This is a genomic window from Hymenobacter sp. (assembly GCF_035709525.1).
Taxonomy (GTDB): Bacteria; Bacteroidota; Bacteroidia; order Cytophagales; family Hymenobacteraceae; genus Hymenobacter.
In genome coordinates this window covers 21083-34449 of sequence record NZ_DASTEP010000158.1, presented here as the reverse complement: position 1 = coordinate 34449, position 13367 = coordinate 21083, and the positions used below count along the sequence as shown (strand labels likewise).

General features: G+C 61.9%; 14 protein-coding genes. 8 read left to right on the top strand and 6 right to left on the bottom strand.

What is annotated here, in order from left to right:
- Window position 1 precedes the first annotated feature (1 nt).
- Genes VFO93_RS13545 through VFO93_RS13535 form a run of 3 tightly spaced genes read right to left on the bottom strand, consistent with a single transcriptional unit; the run spans window position 2 to window position 2366 of the window.
- Window positions 2-655 (bottom strand): class I SAM-dependent methyltransferase, encoded by a 654-nt coding sequence (locus VFO93_RS13545; RefSeq protein WP_325134914.1) that lies wholly within the window; start codon window positions 653-655, stop codon window positions 2-4.
- Between the two features lie 31 nt (window positions 656-686).
- On the bottom strand, window positions 687-1712 hold the full coding sequence (hemE, locus tag VFO93_RS13540; protein WP_325134913.1) for a uroporphyrinogen decarboxylase: 1026 nt from the start codon (window positions 1710-1712) through the stop codon (window positions 687-689).
- Between the two features lie 33 nt (window positions 1713-1745).
- Window positions 1746-2366, bottom strand: coding sequence for a MarC family protein (locus VFO93_RS13535; protein WP_325134912.1), 621 nt, complete (start codon window positions 2364-2366; stop codon window positions 1746-1748).
- A 184-nt stretch (window positions 2367-2550) separates the two neighbouring features.
- Here VFO93_RS13535 and VFO93_RS13530 point away from each other — a divergent pair, with 184 nt between their 5' ends.
- Window positions 2551-3594 carry an endonuclease/exonuclease/phosphatase family protein gene (locus VFO93_RS13530; protein ID WP_325134911.1) on the top strand — a complete coding sequence of 348 codons (1044 nt, stop codon included), beginning with the start codon at window positions 2551-2553 and terminating at the stop codon, window positions 3592-3594.
- Between the two features lie 100 nt (window positions 3595-3694).
- Here the strand turns inward: VFO93_RS13530 and VFO93_RS13525 are convergent, their stop codons facing one another.
- The gene (locus VFO93_RS13525) at window positions 3695-4345 is read right to left on the bottom strand and encodes an LEA type 2 family protein (RefSeq protein ID WP_325134910.1); all 651 of its coding nucleotides are present in this window, start codon (window positions 4343-4345) and stop codon (window positions 3695-3697) included.
- A 136-nt stretch (window positions 4346-4481) separates the two neighbouring features.
- A complete protein-coding gene (locus tag VFO93_RS13520; RefSeq protein ID WP_325134909.1) occupies window positions 4482-5084 on the bottom strand; it encodes a hypothetical protein in 603 nt (200 codons plus the stop codon).
- A 34-nt stretch (window positions 5085-5118) separates the two neighbouring features.
- On the opposite strand from VFO93_RS13520, the gene VFO93_RS13515 reads away from it, so the two are divergent.
- Window positions 5119-5418: a hypothetical protein gene (locus VFO93_RS13515; protein ID WP_325134908.1), complete on the top strand. Its 300-nt coding sequence runs from the start codon at window positions 5119-5121 to the stop codon at window positions 5416-5418.
- On the opposite strand, the gene dnaK is transcribed toward VFO93_RS13515, so the two are convergent.
- Entirely contained in the window at window positions 5394-7328 is a 1935-nt protein-coding gene (gene dnaK / locus VFO93_RS13510; protein ID WP_325134907.1) for a molecular chaperone DnaK, read from the bottom strand. The two genes, VFO93_RS13515 and dnaK, sit on opposite strands and share 25 nt — an antisense overlap.
- Before the next feature lie 296 nt (window positions 7329-7624).
- On the opposite strand from dnaK, the gene VFO93_RS13505 reads away from it, so the two are divergent.
- From VFO93_RS13505 to VFO93_RS13480, 6 genes are all read left to right on the top strand, one after another.
- Window positions 7625-7795 carry a hypothetical protein gene (locus VFO93_RS13505; RefSeq protein WP_325134906.1) on the top strand — a complete coding sequence of 57 codons (171 nt, stop codon included), beginning with the start codon at window positions 7625-7627 and terminating at the stop codon, window positions 7793-7795.
- Between the two features lie 14 nt (window positions 7796-7809).
- Window positions 7810-8052, top strand: a complete 243-nt coding sequence (locus VFO93_RS13500) for a CHRD domain-containing protein (protein ID WP_414653580.1) — start codon at window positions 7810-7812, stop codon at window positions 8050-8052.
- 198 nt (window positions 8053-8250) lie between these two features.
- Window positions 8251-8694: a CHRD domain-containing protein gene (locus VFO93_RS13495; protein ID WP_325134905.1), complete on the top strand. Its 444-nt coding sequence runs from the start codon at window positions 8251-8253 to the stop codon at window positions 8692-8694.
- Window positions 8695-8841: 147 nt separating this feature from the next.
- Window positions 8842-11346: a M1 family aminopeptidase gene (locus VFO93_RS13490; RefSeq protein WP_325134904.1), complete on the top strand. Its 2505-nt coding sequence runs from the start codon at window positions 8842-8844 to the stop codon at window positions 11344-11346.
- Between the two features lie 253 nt (window positions 11347-11599).
- On the top strand, window positions 11600-12448 hold the full coding sequence (locus VFO93_RS13485; RefSeq protein ID WP_325134903.1) for a transporter: 849 nt from the start codon (window positions 11600-11602) through the stop codon (window positions 12446-12448).
- Between the two features lie 222 nt (window positions 12449-12670).
- The gene (locus VFO93_RS13480) at window positions 12671-13147 is read left to right on the top strand and encodes an META domain-containing protein (RefSeq protein WP_325134902.1); all 477 of its coding nucleotides are present in this window, start codon (window positions 12671-12673) and stop codon (window positions 13145-13147) included.
- Window positions 13148-13367: the final 220 nt, after the last annotated feature.

Here is a 13367-nt window from a genome sequence, read left to right as displayed (position 1 = left end):
GCTATTGTTTTTTGGCCAGCACGTACTCCGCAAAGCCCAGCAAATCCCAGAAGATACTCGGCACAATGCGCCCGTACTTGAGCAGGTTGTGCGGTATTTTGAAGGGAATGAGCGCGATGGCCTGCCAGCGCCGCACCGTGCCCCCGGCCAGCACCTGGCAGCGCTGCCGCATAAACAGGTTATACAGCTCGCTGAGCGCGTAAATCCGCACGTGCGTGTCGTCGTCGAAGTAGTTGAGCGTGCCTTTCATCGAAGGCAGGGTAGTCGACTGAAAGCCTGGAAACTCCACGTAAATCAGGCCGCCCGGCCGTAGCTTTGGCAGCAGGCCTTCGAGCACGGCGTCGCCATTGCGCAAGTGCTCAATAACGTGGGCCATCATAATGAAATCGAAATGACCATCGGGAATTGCGCTGAAATTCAATTCCTCCAGGTTCATTTCGTAGAAGGCCGTCATGGCCTGAAAATCCCGCTCGTTGTTGTTGTAGTTTTTATCTAAATCGACGCCGTAGTACTCGCAGGCCGGAAACCATTTTTTGGTGTTGGATGCCGAATGGTTTCCGGCCCCGATGTCCAGTAGCCGAAACGGTTTGTTTGCGTAGTAGCGCTCGATAAATCTAAATTTTGCGGGGATTGCCAGCTTACGAAACAAACTCATTTTTAAAAGCTCTTAAACGCTACGTTTTTTCCTAGCCCTGCCACGCCTTCACCGTCTCCACGAATACCTTCACGTTGTCGGGGTTGGTATCGGGGTACACGCCGTGGCCGAGGTTGGCGATGTGCGGGCCGCCCGCAAACTCGCGCAGCATGGCCTCAGTGGCGGCTTTTACTTGGGCGGGCGTGCCGTAGAGGGCGCAGGGGTCGAGGTTGCCTTGCAGCGTTTTGCCGGGGGCCTGCTGGCGCACCTGCTGCGGCGACTGGTTCCAGTCGAGGCCGATGGTGCGGGCGGGCGAGTGGGCAAAGTCCTCCACGGCCCACCACGCGCCCTTGGCAAACACCGTGACGGGCACCAGCGGCGCGAGCGCCGCGCTGATGCGGTTGATGTAGCGCGTCGAGAACTCGGCGTAGTGCGCGGGCGGCAAAATGCCAGCCCACGAGTCGAAAATCTGCACAATGTCGGCCCCGGCCGCCACCTGCGCTTGCAGGTAGGCGATGGTCGTCACCGTGATTTTCTCTAGCAGCTGGTGCGCCAGGGCGGGCTCTTGGTACAGCATCCGGCGGGCTTTGCTGAAGGTTTTGGAGCCGTGGCCCTCTACCATGTACGCCAAAATGGTCCAGGGCGCGCCGGCGAAGCCGATGAGCGGCACGCGGCCGGCCAGCTCTTTTTTGGTGATGCGCAGGGCTTCGAGCACGTAGCCGAGGTGCTCGTGCGGGTCGGCCACGCGCAGCTTGTCCACGTCGGCGGCGGTTTTCACTACTTCCGGAAAGAGCGGGCCGCGGGCCTCTACCATCTCGTAGGTGAGGCCCATAGCCTCGGGCACCACCAGGATGTCGGAGAAAATAATAGCCGCGTCCACGTCGAGCGCATCGACGGGCTGAATGGTGACTTCGGCCGCCAGGGCCGGCGTTTCAACCAGCTCTTTAAAGCCGGAAAGGCGGCCGCGCAACGCACGGTATTGGGGCAGGATGCGGCCGGCCTGGCGCATGAGCCACACGGGCGTGCGCTCGGTGGTTTCGCCTTGGGCGGCGCGGAGGAGGATATCGTTTTGTAGCATAGAGTGGCCGCAAAAGTACGGCCGCCCCGCCGCCTACCGGCTAAGGCCCGGAAACAACGCCCCAATAGCCGAAGCCAGAAAGTTGACCCCGATGGCCAGCGTAATAAAGCCCATGATGCGGGCCAGCGCCGCCATGCCCGGCCGCCCCAGCAGCCGCGTGAGCCGCAGCGACGACAGCAGCACCAAAAAGCTGGCCGCCGCCACCAGCCCGAAGCCCAGAATCGTCATCGCCTGGTCGAAGTGCGTGGGGCGGATGAGGCCGATGCAAATGGCCATCGAGCCCGGCCCCGAGAGCATGGGCATGGCCAGCGGCGTAAAGCTGATGTCGTCTTTGTGGGTGCTTTCTTCGAGGGTATCGGGGCCCACGCGGTCGCGGTTGGCACCGGGCGTGAGCAGGTCGAAGGCCGAGCGCATCAGCAAAATACCGCCCGCAATGCGCAGGTGCTGAATGCTGATGCCGAAGAAGTTAAGAATGTACTGCCCGCCCAAGTAGGCCACGCTCAAAATCGCTACCATGTAGAGGCAGGCGCGCAGGGCCGTTTGGCGGCGGGCGGCGGGCGTGTCGTGGCTGGTGAGGGTCAGAAAGACCGGCATCGCCCCGAAGGGATTGACCACCGAAAAGATGGTCGTGAAGGTGGCAATCAGGACTTCCATGCCGCAAAGGTAGGGCCGGCACCAGCGCCGCCGCCTCCCGCACAACGCGCCCTGAAGCTGCTCCGTTAGTAGCTGTGTTTACCCCCTGCTCTTCCCTGTTTTTTCCCACTCTACCTTTGCCTGCGTGTCTGGTTTTTATTTGTTTTGCCGCGGCCTGGGGCTGCTTTTAGCCGCAACGGGGCTAGTGGCTACCTTACTGCCGCTGCTGCGCCAAACGGCGTGGTGGATACGGGTGTGCGACTTTCCGCGCCTGCAACTAGTAGCCGGGCTGCTACTGAGCTTGCCGCTGCTGCAAGCGCCCGGCCTGGCGCTGCCCTGGGTGCCGGCACACCTGCTCACGGGGCTGGTGCTGGCAGCCGTGGCCTACCAGCTCACGCGCATCTGGCCCTACACGCCGTTGCACGCCAAGCAGGTGCACGATGCCGAGCGCCCGGCCGAGGACCACGACAACCACATCAGCCTGCTGGTTACCAACGTATTGATGTACAACCGCGATGCCTCGCGCTGCCTGGGTGTCATTCGGCAGTACAATCCCGACATCGTGCTGGCCGTCGAAACCGACGACTGGTGGCTGAGCCAGCTGGCGCTGCTGGGCGCGGCCTACCCGCACACCTGCCACGCCCCGCTGCCCAATACCTACGGGATGCTGGTTTTTTCGCGGCTGCCGCTGCGCGAAAAGGAAATTCAATTTATTCTCGACCCCGGCATTCCGTCGTTTCACGGGCGGGTCGAGCTGCCGAGCGGCGTATCGGTAGCGCTGCACTTTGTGCACCCCAAGCCGCCCGCACCTCAAGAGTCGAAAACCAGTACCCGCCGCGACGCCGAGCTGCTGCTGGTGGGCCGCGCCATTCAGCACCACGACGGGCCCACCATCGTGGCTGGCGACCTCAATGATGTGGCGTGGTCGCATACCTCCGAGCTGTTTCGGCGCTTGGCGCGGCTGCTCGACCCGCGCGTGGGCCGGGGCCTATTACCGACCTTCCACGCCGACCACAAGCTGCTGCGCTGGCCCCTCGACCACGTGTTTCACTCGGCGCACTTCCGCTTGCAGCACCTGGAGCGGCTGCCGCACATTGGCTCCGACCACTACCCTATCTACATCCGCCTCAGCTACGAGCCCCAGGGCTGGCAGGCCCAGGAAGATGAGCTCGAAGCGCCCGACGCCGAAGACCGGCTCGAGGCCAGCGAGAAAATTCAGGAAGCGGCTACCGAGGAGCTTTCTTCCTAACGCTCCCCGCGTGCTCCGACCAATAAAAAACCCGGCCCGCCGAATAATTCGGCCAGCCGGGCAAGCAGAAGGTGGGGGATATTGTAACTGCTATTTAAACCTAGTTCGCTAGATGGAGGGCGCTGACGGGCAGGGCCTCGGCCTGGGCTGCGCCCTGCGGATAAGCCAGCGCGGTGCGGCTTGCGGGGCTGCTGAGTGCGCCTTTGGGGGCGCGCAGCAAGGGGCGCACCTGCAACGTGATGCGCTGCCGGTATGGGTCGCCAAAGCCCAGGGCAAAGTTGCGCAGGGCGGGCATGGCGTCGTCGCCGAGGTATTTATAGGTGTTGAACTCGAACGCCACGGGCACGCGCACCGAGTCGCCGGCCGGCAGTTGCAACGCGGTTACGAGGCGGCTTCTGCCCAGCGGGCGGCCATCCACGAGCACGGTGTAGTCGAAGCCAGCAAGGGTAGCTTTGGTTGCGTTGGGGTTGTAGGCGCGCACCTGCACCCGCACGCGCAGCGGCAACTGCTGGTTGACATAACCTGCGATGACTTGGTTGCGGCGAGGCAAATCCATGTCGGCCGGAGTGCGCAGGGGCAGCACATCGAGGCCGTTGAGCGAAACTTCTTCCACGGCTTCTACCCGAAACCGGGGCGTGCGCTGGACCACCGGCTCGCGGCCGGTTTCGCGCAGGGTGCAGCTGGCAGTGGTGGCCAGCAAGCCCACCAGCAGGGGCGCGGTGCAGGATAAAAACCGGGTAGCCTTTTTCATGGAAAAAGCCCGCGCCTCTTGATGCTCAGCGCTAAGCCGATGCAAACCAACAAGGCAGCCGGTGCCCCTACCGGCCCATTTAGCCAAACCGCTGGCCAGGCCCGCCGAACGACATTTCTAGCGAGCTAAAAAACGGCTACCGGGTGGCGTCCAGTGCCAGGGCGGGCGGGGCTATCTGGCTGGCGCGGCTCACGCGGCCCCGCCCGGTGCGCAGCAGGGGGCGCACTTGCAGCGTGATGCGGTGGCGGCGCACATCGCCAAAGCCCAGGGCAAAGTTGCGCAGGGCGGGCATGGCGTCGTCGCCGAGGTATTTATAGGTGTTGAACTCGAACGCCACGGGCACGCGCACCGAGTCGCCGGCCGGTAGCTCCAGGTCGGTTTGCTGGTGGTTTTTGCCCAGCGGGCGGCCATCCACGAGCACGGTGTAATCGAACCCAGACAGCGCAACGGGCTCCAGGCCAGGATTGTAAGCATTGAGCTGCACGCGGGCGCGCAAGGGCAGCTGCTTGTTGACGTAGCCCGCGATAATCTGGTTGCGGCGGGGCAAATCCATGTCGGCCGGGGTGCGCAGCGGTAGCACGTCGAGGCCGTTGAGCGAAACTTCTTCCACGGCGCGCACCCGAAACTCGGGTCCCCGGCTGGGGCCGCCTTCCCTGCTGGTTTCGCGCCGGGTGCAACTCACAACTAGTACCAGCGCCAGCAGACTAGCAGCGCGCAGCAGGGTAGGAAAATACTTCATCGAAAAGACTTACGTAGTCAACCAGCCAGCAGGTTTGACCTTTTACCACAACGGTGCGTTGCTGGTGCTATTACTTTATCCAGCCAGCAAAGTTAAAGCTCAGCCGTATCACCCAAGCGGAGGACTATTTGTTCAACTTAAAATTCAACTTGTTGCACAGGAAAAATCATGCCACATCAACGCAAAAAGGCCGGAAGCTTACGCCCCCGGCCTTCTCAACCAATCAAAGCAAATCCGAATCAAAACTCAGTCAGCTTGGCGCAGCCAAGCGCATCTGCGAAATCTGTTTAATCAGTTTGAATCTGCGGTCTATTTGCCGTCTACTTCTTCGTAATCCACGTCGGTAACGTGGTCGCCGGCCGGCTGGCCCTGCTGGCCACCCTGCCCTTGCGCACCGCCGAAGCCCTCGGCGCCGGGCTGGCCGCCCTGGGCCCCAGCCGCCGCGTACATTTCCTGCGAAGCCGTTTCCCAGGCTTTGTTCAGCGCGGCCACGCCGGCGTCGATGCCGTTGATGTCCTTGCTTTCGTGGGCCTTTTTGAGGTCGGCCAGCGCCGTTTCAACGGCCGTTTTGTTGCCATCGCTCAGCTTGTCGCCAAACTCCTTGAGCTGCTTCTCGGTCTGGAAAATCAGCGAGTCAGCCTGGTTGATTTTGGTGATGCGCTCGGTTTCGGCTTTGTCGGCGTCGGCGTTGGCGGCGGCTTCGCTGCGCATGCGCTCGATGTCGGCATCGCTGAGACCCGAGCTGGCTTCGATGCGGATTTTCTGCTCTTTACCGGTGCCTTTGTCTTTGGCCGTTACGTTGAGGATGCCGTTGGCGTCGATGTCAAACGTAACCTCAATCTGCGGCACGCCGCGGGGTGCGGGCGGAATGCTGTCGAGGTGAAACTTGCCGATGGTGCGGTTTTGGCTGGCCAGCGGGCGCTCGCCTTGCAGCACGTGGATTTCTACCGAAGGCTGCGAGTCCGAAGCCGTAGAGAAGGTTTCCGATTTCTTGGTCGGGATGGTGGTGTTCGACTCGATGAGCTTGGTCATCACGCCACCCATCGTTTCGATGCCCAGGCTCAGCGGGGTTACGTCGAGCAGCAGCACGTCTTTCACCTCGCCGGTGAGCACGCCGCCCTGAATGGCCGCGCCAATGGCTACTACCTCGTCGGGGTTCACGCCTTTCGAAGGCTTCTTGCCGAAGAATTTCTCTACCTCTTCCTGGATGCGCGGGATACGGGTCGAGCCACCTACCAGGATTACTTCGTCGATTTGCGAAGCGCTCAGGCCGGCGTCTTGCAGCGCCTTTTTGCAGGGCTCCATCGAGCGGCGCACAAGCTCGTCGCTCAGCTGCTCAAACTTCGAGCGGCTCAGCTTCACTACCAGGTGCTTGGGGCCGCTGGCAGTAGCCGTGATATAGGGCAGGTTGATTTCGGTTTCGCTGCTGCTCGAAAGCTCGATTTTGGCTTTCTCGGCGGCTTCTTTCAGGCGCTGGAGGGCCAGCGGGTCTTTGCGCAGGTCGAGGCCTTCGTTGTCACTGGCAAACTGGTCGGCCAGGAAGTTGATGATAACTTGGTCGAAGTCGTCGCCACCGAGGTGCGTGTCGCCGTTGGTGCTCAGTACTTCGAACACGCCGTCGCCGAGTTCCAAAATCGAAATGTCGAACGTGCCGCCGCCAAGGTCATACACCGCGATTTTCTGGTCGCTGTGCTTTTTGTCCATGCCGTAGGCCAGGGCCGCAGCGGTAGGCTCGTTGATAATGCGCTTCACGTCGAGGCCCGCGATGGCCCCGGCCTCTTTGGTAGCCTGGCGCTGGGCATCGTTGAAGTAAGCGGGCACCGTGATAACGGCTTCGGTTACGCTGGTACCGAGGTAGTCCTCAGCGGTTTGCTTCATTTTCTGAAGCACCATGGCCGAGATTTCCTGGGGCGTGTAATTGCGGTCGCCGATTTTCACGGCTACCGTGTTGTTGGGGCCGGGCACTACGTCGTAGGCCACGTATTTCTGCTCCTGGGTCACCTCATTGAAGTGGCGGCCCATGAAGCGCTTGATGCTGGCAATGGTGTTGGTGGGGTTGGTAACGGCCTGGCGCTTAGCCGGGTCGCCTACCTTGCGCTCGCCCTTGCCACCGTCGAGAAACGCGACGATAGAAGGGGTAGTGCGACGGCCTTCGGAGTTGGGGATTACAACCGGCTCGTTGCCTTCCATTACGGCGACGCACGAGTTGGTGGTGCCCAAGTCTATACCGATGATTTTGCCCATGATAGGTAAGGTGCTGAGATTTAAAGTGAAGTGATGTCGGGGTTAGAAAAGCAGCTACGAAGCCGCTGGCGGCCTTGTTACAAGCCGCGTACCAGCCCGTTATTTCTGCCACAATGGCGGGGCGGCAGGCGCTTTTCTGCCAGGGCGGCAAGCTCCGCGCGATAAGACGAGCTATATTCTGCCTTCTTAGCAGGCACGGCCTGGCACCAGAAGAGTCCTGGCAGCAACCGTTCAGGTTTTACAACCTTTATTTACGCCGCCAATCACCTCCCCACCCCCTTACATTTCAGCTTATTATGAAAGCCCTACTCCTGGCCGCGCTGGCGGCCCTCACGCTCACTACCGCCTGCAAAAAGGAGGAAGAATCCCCCACGGTGGCCCCCATGCAGGTAACGGGCACGTTTAGCGGTGCCAACGAGGTACCCGCCGTGACGACCAGTGCCACCGGCAACGTGAGCGCCACCTAAAGAACACGAAGACGCTGAACTACACCGTAACCTACTCGGGCCTTACGCCCACGGCCGGCCACTTCCACCTGGGCGCGCCCGGTGTGGCGGGGCCGGTCGTCATCACGTTTCCCTACGTAGCCTACTCACCCATCACGGGCTCGACGCTACTCACGCCAACTCAGGAGACTGCCCTGCTGGCCGGCAATATGTACGCTAACCTGCACACGGCTGCCAATACCGGCGGCGAGATTCGCGCCAACCTGGTAGCCAAGTAAGCGCAACCATTACCACTACTTACTGAGCCGGCCGCTACCCAGCGGCCGGCTCTCTGCATTTTGTGCGATACCCCATACGCTTTAGTAGAATAATGCAAAATTATAGCAAAACCTTATAACGCATCAAGTTGCTATTGCTTAATACCTTTGCAGCGGCTTAATCACTACCAATTACTGCTCTTTAACCTTATTTTACTTATGAAGAAAGCTCTTCTTTCCGCCCTCGCTGGCCTGGTGCTGCTGAGCGCCTGCAAAAAAGACGACGAAAGCGTGCCGACCATGCAGGTTTCGGGTACCCTGAGCGGTAGCAACGAAGTGCCCGCCGTAACGGCCTCGGGCTCGGGCTCGGTTACGGGCACCTACACGCCCAGCACCAAAGTGCTGAACTACACTATCACCTACACCGGCCTCACGGGTGCGCCCACCGGTGCCCACCTACACTACGGCAACCCCAAGCACACTACGGCCGCGCCCACGGTGCCCTTCTCGGGCATACCTACCACCACCAGCGGCAGCTTTGGCGGCACCGTGACGCTGAACGCCATGCAGGCCGACTCGCTGATGGCGGGCCGCATTTATGCCAACATCCACACCTCGGCCAACAGCGGCGGCGAGCTGCGCGCCAATTTGACTGTTAAGTAAATAGCCTAACCTTTCGCTTTATCATGCCGAGCCCGTCGCTACTACAGCGGCGGGCTCGTTTTGCGTGGGGGCGGCCGGTTGGGCGGCAACTTTCGGGGTGCGGCCTGCATCTTTGACGCTGGTATTATTTCCTCCTTTGCTTTTTTCATGAGAAACGCTTTGCTCGCCGCGCTGCCGGGCTGCCTGCTGCTCGCCGTGTCGGCCACGGCTCAGGCCCAGGCTCCTACCCCACCCGCCGCCCCGGCCCCCGGCCCCTACCGCGCCTCGGCCACTAAAATCAACGACCTGGTGCACACCAAGCTGGCCGTGCGCTTCGACTACGCCAAGCGCTACCTCTACGGCCAAGAATGGGTGACGCTGAAGCCCCACGCCTACGCCACCGACTCGCTGCGCCTCGATGCCCAGGGCATGGATATCAAGACGGTAGCCCTAATGAACGGCAGCACCCAGCAGCCGCTCAAGTACGACTACTCCGACCAGGAAAACCTGCGCATCAACCTCGGCAAACTTTTCAAGCCGGGCGAGCAGTACATCGTCTACATCGAGTACACGGCCAAGCCCGACGAGCTGAAAACCAAAGGCTCGGCTGCCATCACCGATGCCAAGGGCTTGTATTTCATCAACCCCGACAGCACAGTGAAGGGCAAGCCGGTGCAAATCTGGACGCAGGGCGAGTCGCAAAGCTCGTCGGCCTGGTTTCCGACCATCGACCGGCCCAACCAGAAGACGACCGAGGAAATTGCCATGACCGTGCCGGCCAAGTACGTGACCCTCAGCAATGGCAAGCTGGTGAGCCAGACGCCCGCCGGCCCCGGCCTGCGCACCGACACCTGGAAAATGGATGAGCCGCACGCGCCCTACCTGTTTATGATGGCCGTGGGCGACTTCAAAATCTACAAGGACAGCTGGCGCGGCAAAGAGGTTAATTACTACCTCGAACCCAAGTACGCGCCCTTCGCCAAGCAGATTTTTGGCAACACGCCCGACATGATGGAGTTTTATTCCAAGCGCTTGGGCGTCGAGTTTCCGTGGAATAAGTATTCGCAAATCGTGGCCCGCGACTACGTGAGCGGCGCGATGGAAAACACCACCGCCACGCTGCACGGTGAGCAGGTGCAAATGACTGACAAGGAGCTGGTAGACCGCGAGTACAGCAGCGAATCGGTGATTGCGCACGAGCTGTTTCACCAGTGGTTTGGCGACTACGTGACGGCCGAATCGTGGTCGAACCTGACGGTAAACGAGTCGATGGCCGACTTCTCGGAGGGCCTCTATGCCGAGTATAAATACGGCCAGGACGCCGCCGACGCCCACAACTACACCTACATGCGGCGCTACCTCGGTAGCAAGCGCGACGCCAGCAAGCACCTGGTGCGCTTTCACTACGACAGCCAGGAGGACATGTTTGACCTCGTGACGTACCAGAAGGGCGGGGCCATCGTGCAGATGCTACGCACCTACCTCGGCGACGACGTGTTCTTCGCGGGCTTGCAGAAGTACTTGCAGGACAACAAATTTGGCAATGGCGAAGCCCACCAGATGCGCCTGGCGATGGAGGCCGTGTCGGGCAAAGACCTGAACTGGTTTTACAACCAGTGGTACTACGGCGCGGGCCACCCCGTCGTAACCATCGACTACGCCTGGGACGCGGCCGCCAAAAAGCAGAGCGTAACCGTGAAGCAGACGCAGGAGGGCAAACCGTTTGAGCTGCCGTTTACCATTGATTACTACGTGAATGGCAAGGCCGTACACCAGCAAGTAACGATGACGGAGGCCACCCAAACCTTCACCATGCCGCTGGCCGCCAAACCCACGCTGGTGAACGTGGACGCCGACAAAACCCTGCTCTGGAAGAAAACCGACAACAAGCCGCTAGCCGAGTTTGCGTACCAGTACAAGTCGGCCCCGCGCTTTGTGGACCGTGCCGAGGCGCTGGAAGCGGCGCTGGCCAAGCAAACTACCGATGCCGCCGCCCGCGCCCTCGTGGTGTCGGCGCTGAGCGACAAGTTTTACCAGCTGCGCGTGGCCGCCGCCGAAGGCCTGAAAATGGATAACAAGGACGTGGCCAAAGCCGCCGCGCCCGTGCTCCGCAAGCTGGCTACCACCGAGAAAGAGCCGCACGTGCTGGCCGCCGTGCTCGGCGCGCTCGGCGACCTCAAGGACAAGAAAGACGAGAAGCTCGTGACCCAGGAGTTGGCCAACAACCCCTCGCTGACGGTGCAGGGCGCGGCCCTGCGCGCCCTCGGCGACCTCAACCCCACCGAGGCGCTGACCCGCGCCAAAGCCTACGAAGTAGACGCGCCGGCTGCCCTCGGCGCGGCCATGATGAGCGTGTACGCCCAGCAGGGCGGCTCGGCGCAGTGGGCGTACATCCGCGACCGCTACGACGCGGCCAACGGCCAGGCTAAATACCGCTACATCGCGCCGATGACTCAGATGCTGGGCCGCCTCGACGACGCTAAGGCCTTCTCGGAAGCTACTACGCGCCTGCAACAGCTGGCCATGGTGCCGCAACTCAAAGCCTATGGCATTGATAAAGCGATGGTAGGGGCCATCCAAAAAGGTGCCGAAGCCCAAAAAGGCAAGCCCAACGCCGCCCAAAACCAGGCCGCGGCCGACGCGGCGATTAAAGCAATTCAGGCTGCTAAATAAGCAGTACCGTGGGCCCTGCTGGTCCGCGCGTGTCATGCGTTGAAAAGGCGCGAACTCTCCGGGGTTCGCGCCTTTTTTTTCTAAAATCGGTGTAGAGACGCATCCTTGCGTCTCAACGTCGTTGAGCTCGCCGAACGTGAGACGCAAAGATGCGTCTCTACAACCGACTGTATTTCAAATAAAATGACTACCTGCCCCGAAAAAGATAATACGCTACGTTGAACCATCGCGCCGGGTTGCACGTCGGGTTTATATGCGCAAGACCACTCCGCTGGTGCTGGCCGCCCTGCTTGCGGGCCGCCTCACCCCCGCCCTGGCCCAGAACACGCCCGACGAAAACAACCCCAATTTCGACGCGCCCTTCGTGCAGCACGTGCGCCCCGACCGCCCCGGCCAAACCATCACGGCGGGCGTGCTGCGGGCCGGCGAGTTTCAGCTTGAAACCGGCCTGCAACGCTACTCGCCGCGCGTGGGCGCGGGCCTCAGCAGCAGCACGGCCACGCTGCGCATCGGCTTCTTCAATAGCATGGAGTTTCGGGTGACGCAGCCCTACGTGTACGGCGCGCCGGCCGGCCGCGTGCTGGGTGGCGAAACGCCCACGCTCCGCCCCGATTCGGTGGGCTGGGCACCCCTCACGGTGGGCACCAAGCTGATGCTGACACCCGACCGCGCCAGCCGCTTTCAGGCTTCGTTGCTGGTAGAGGCCGCCCTGCCCCACACCGGCAGCGCGGGCTTGCGCCTCGGCTCGTGGGCCCCCGGTGCCCGCCTGCTGTTGAGCCAGCAGCTGGGTCGCCGTGCCGCGCTGGAAGGCAACTTCGGCTTCACCCAATACGGCATGACGGCGGCCGACATCTCGCGCGGGCAGTACTTGGGCTCGCTGGCCCTCACCGCGCCCATCTCCGATAATGCCGGCTACTTCGTGGAAGGCTACGGCCGCGGCCGCGAGCAGCTGACTTCCGGGGCCAACGCCGGCCTCTACTATCGCCCCTGGACCGGCCTGCGCTTCGATGCCACGGTAGGCCGCGTGCTCGGCGGCCTGGGCGCGGGTGCTACCACGGTGGGCGTAGGGCTGGCGCTGCGGCTGGGCGGCAATACGCATTAACCTATTTACTAGTTGATTGCGGGCTACAGAACGGGCGGGCTGCCGGCTTCTCGCCGGCTGTCCGCTCTTCGTCAATATAGCTCAATAGCTCACCAAGCAAAGAGCAGACAGCCGGCGAAAAGCCGGCAGCCCGCAGCACTAGCATACCAGTTGCATACTTTCCACGCCGGCTGCCGTACTTAATGGCCGTTGGGCGGGGAATTTTCCGGCCGGCGCTTTCCTATGCTTCGTTTTGCTGCCACGTTCGCCGCCGGGCTCGGGCTGTGCTGCCTGGGCTGCCAGACCACCAGCCCCGCTACTACCAGCGCGCCTACTACCGAGGCGCGGCCGCCCGCGCCGGGCGCTTCGCTTTTTGAAACCCGCTGGGTACTGCGCCAGGTGGGCACCCAGGCCGTGAAGGTGCCCGAGGGCGGCCAGGAGCCCTACCTGCTGCTACGCCGCACGGGCGCGGCCGAAGGCCAGGGCAGCTGCAACCGCTTCCGCAGCAGCGCCGTTACCGATAGCGCCAGCCACCTGGTTTTCACGCCCTTGATGAGCACGCGCATGTCCTGCCCCGCGATTGACACCGAGCAAGCCTTTACACAGGCATTGGCCGCCGCGCACTCCTTCCGCATCAGCGGCGACACGCTGCGGCTCTACGCCGCCACCGAGCTCGACGCCACGCCGCTGGCCCGGCTGGAGGCGGTGTATTTGCATTGAGTTGTACCGTAGTGCGGACTTTCAGTTCGCGCCACGCAACTACCTTTTAAAACACAAGTGATTGTGTAGCAGCCCCAGCGGGGCGACCCGTCGGTAGTATCGGTAAGTTATAATCGACCAAAGCCCCAGCGGGGCGACCCATCTATTGGTTGGGTCGCCCCGCTGGGGCTTTATCATGTTTAGCGAGCGCTTTCTACCGATGGGACGCCCCTACGGGGCT

What these genes read in the sequence shown, in the direction of transcription:
- VFO93_RS13480 (WP_325134902.1), top strand. Translation starts at nt 12,671, where the DNA reads ATGCTTCGTTTTGCTGCCACGTTCGCCGCCGGGCTCGGGCTGTGCTGC.
- VFO93_RS13535 (WP_325134912.1), bottom strand. Translation starts at nt 2,366, where the DNA reads ATGGAAGTCCTGATTGCCACCTTCACGACCATCTTTTCGGTGGTCAAT.
- VFO93_RS13545 (WP_325134914.1), bottom strand. Translation starts at nt 655, where the DNA reads ATGAGTTTGTTTCGTAAGCTGGCAATCCCCGCAAAATTTAGATTTATC.
- VFO93_RS13525 (WP_325134910.1), bottom strand. Translation starts at nt 4,345, where the DNA reads ATGAAAAAGGCTACCCGGTTTTTATCCTGCACCGCGCCCCTGCTGGTG.
- VFO93_RS13505 (WP_325134906.1), top strand. Translation starts at nt 7,625, where the DNA reads ATGAAAGCCCTACTCCTGGCCGCGCTGGCGGCCCTCACGCTCACTACC.
- hemE (WP_325134913.1), bottom strand. Translation starts at nt 1,712, where the DNA reads ATGCTACAAAACGATATCCTCCTCCGCGCCGCCCAAGGCGAAACCACC.
- dnaK (WP_325134907.1), bottom strand. Translation starts at nt 7,328, where the DNA reads ATGGGCAAAATCATCGGTATAGACTTGGGCACCACCAACTCGTGCGTC.
- VFO93_RS13495 (WP_325134905.1), top strand. Translation starts at nt 8,251, where the DNA reads ATGAAGAAAGCTCTTCTTTCCGCCCTCGCTGGCCTGGTGCTGCTGAGC.
- VFO93_RS13520 (WP_325134909.1), bottom strand. Translation starts at nt 5,084, where the DNA reads ATGAAGTATTTTCCTACCCTGCTGCGCGCTGCTAGTCTGCTGGCGCTG.
- VFO93_RS13485 (WP_325134903.1), top strand. Translation starts at nt 11,600, where the DNA reads ATGCGCAAGACCACTCCGCTGGTGCTGGCCGCCCTGCTTGCGGGCCGC.
- VFO93_RS13490 (WP_325134904.1), top strand. Translation starts at nt 8,842, where the DNA reads ATGAGAAACGCTTTGCTCGCCGCGCTGCCGGGCTGCCTGCTGCTCGCC.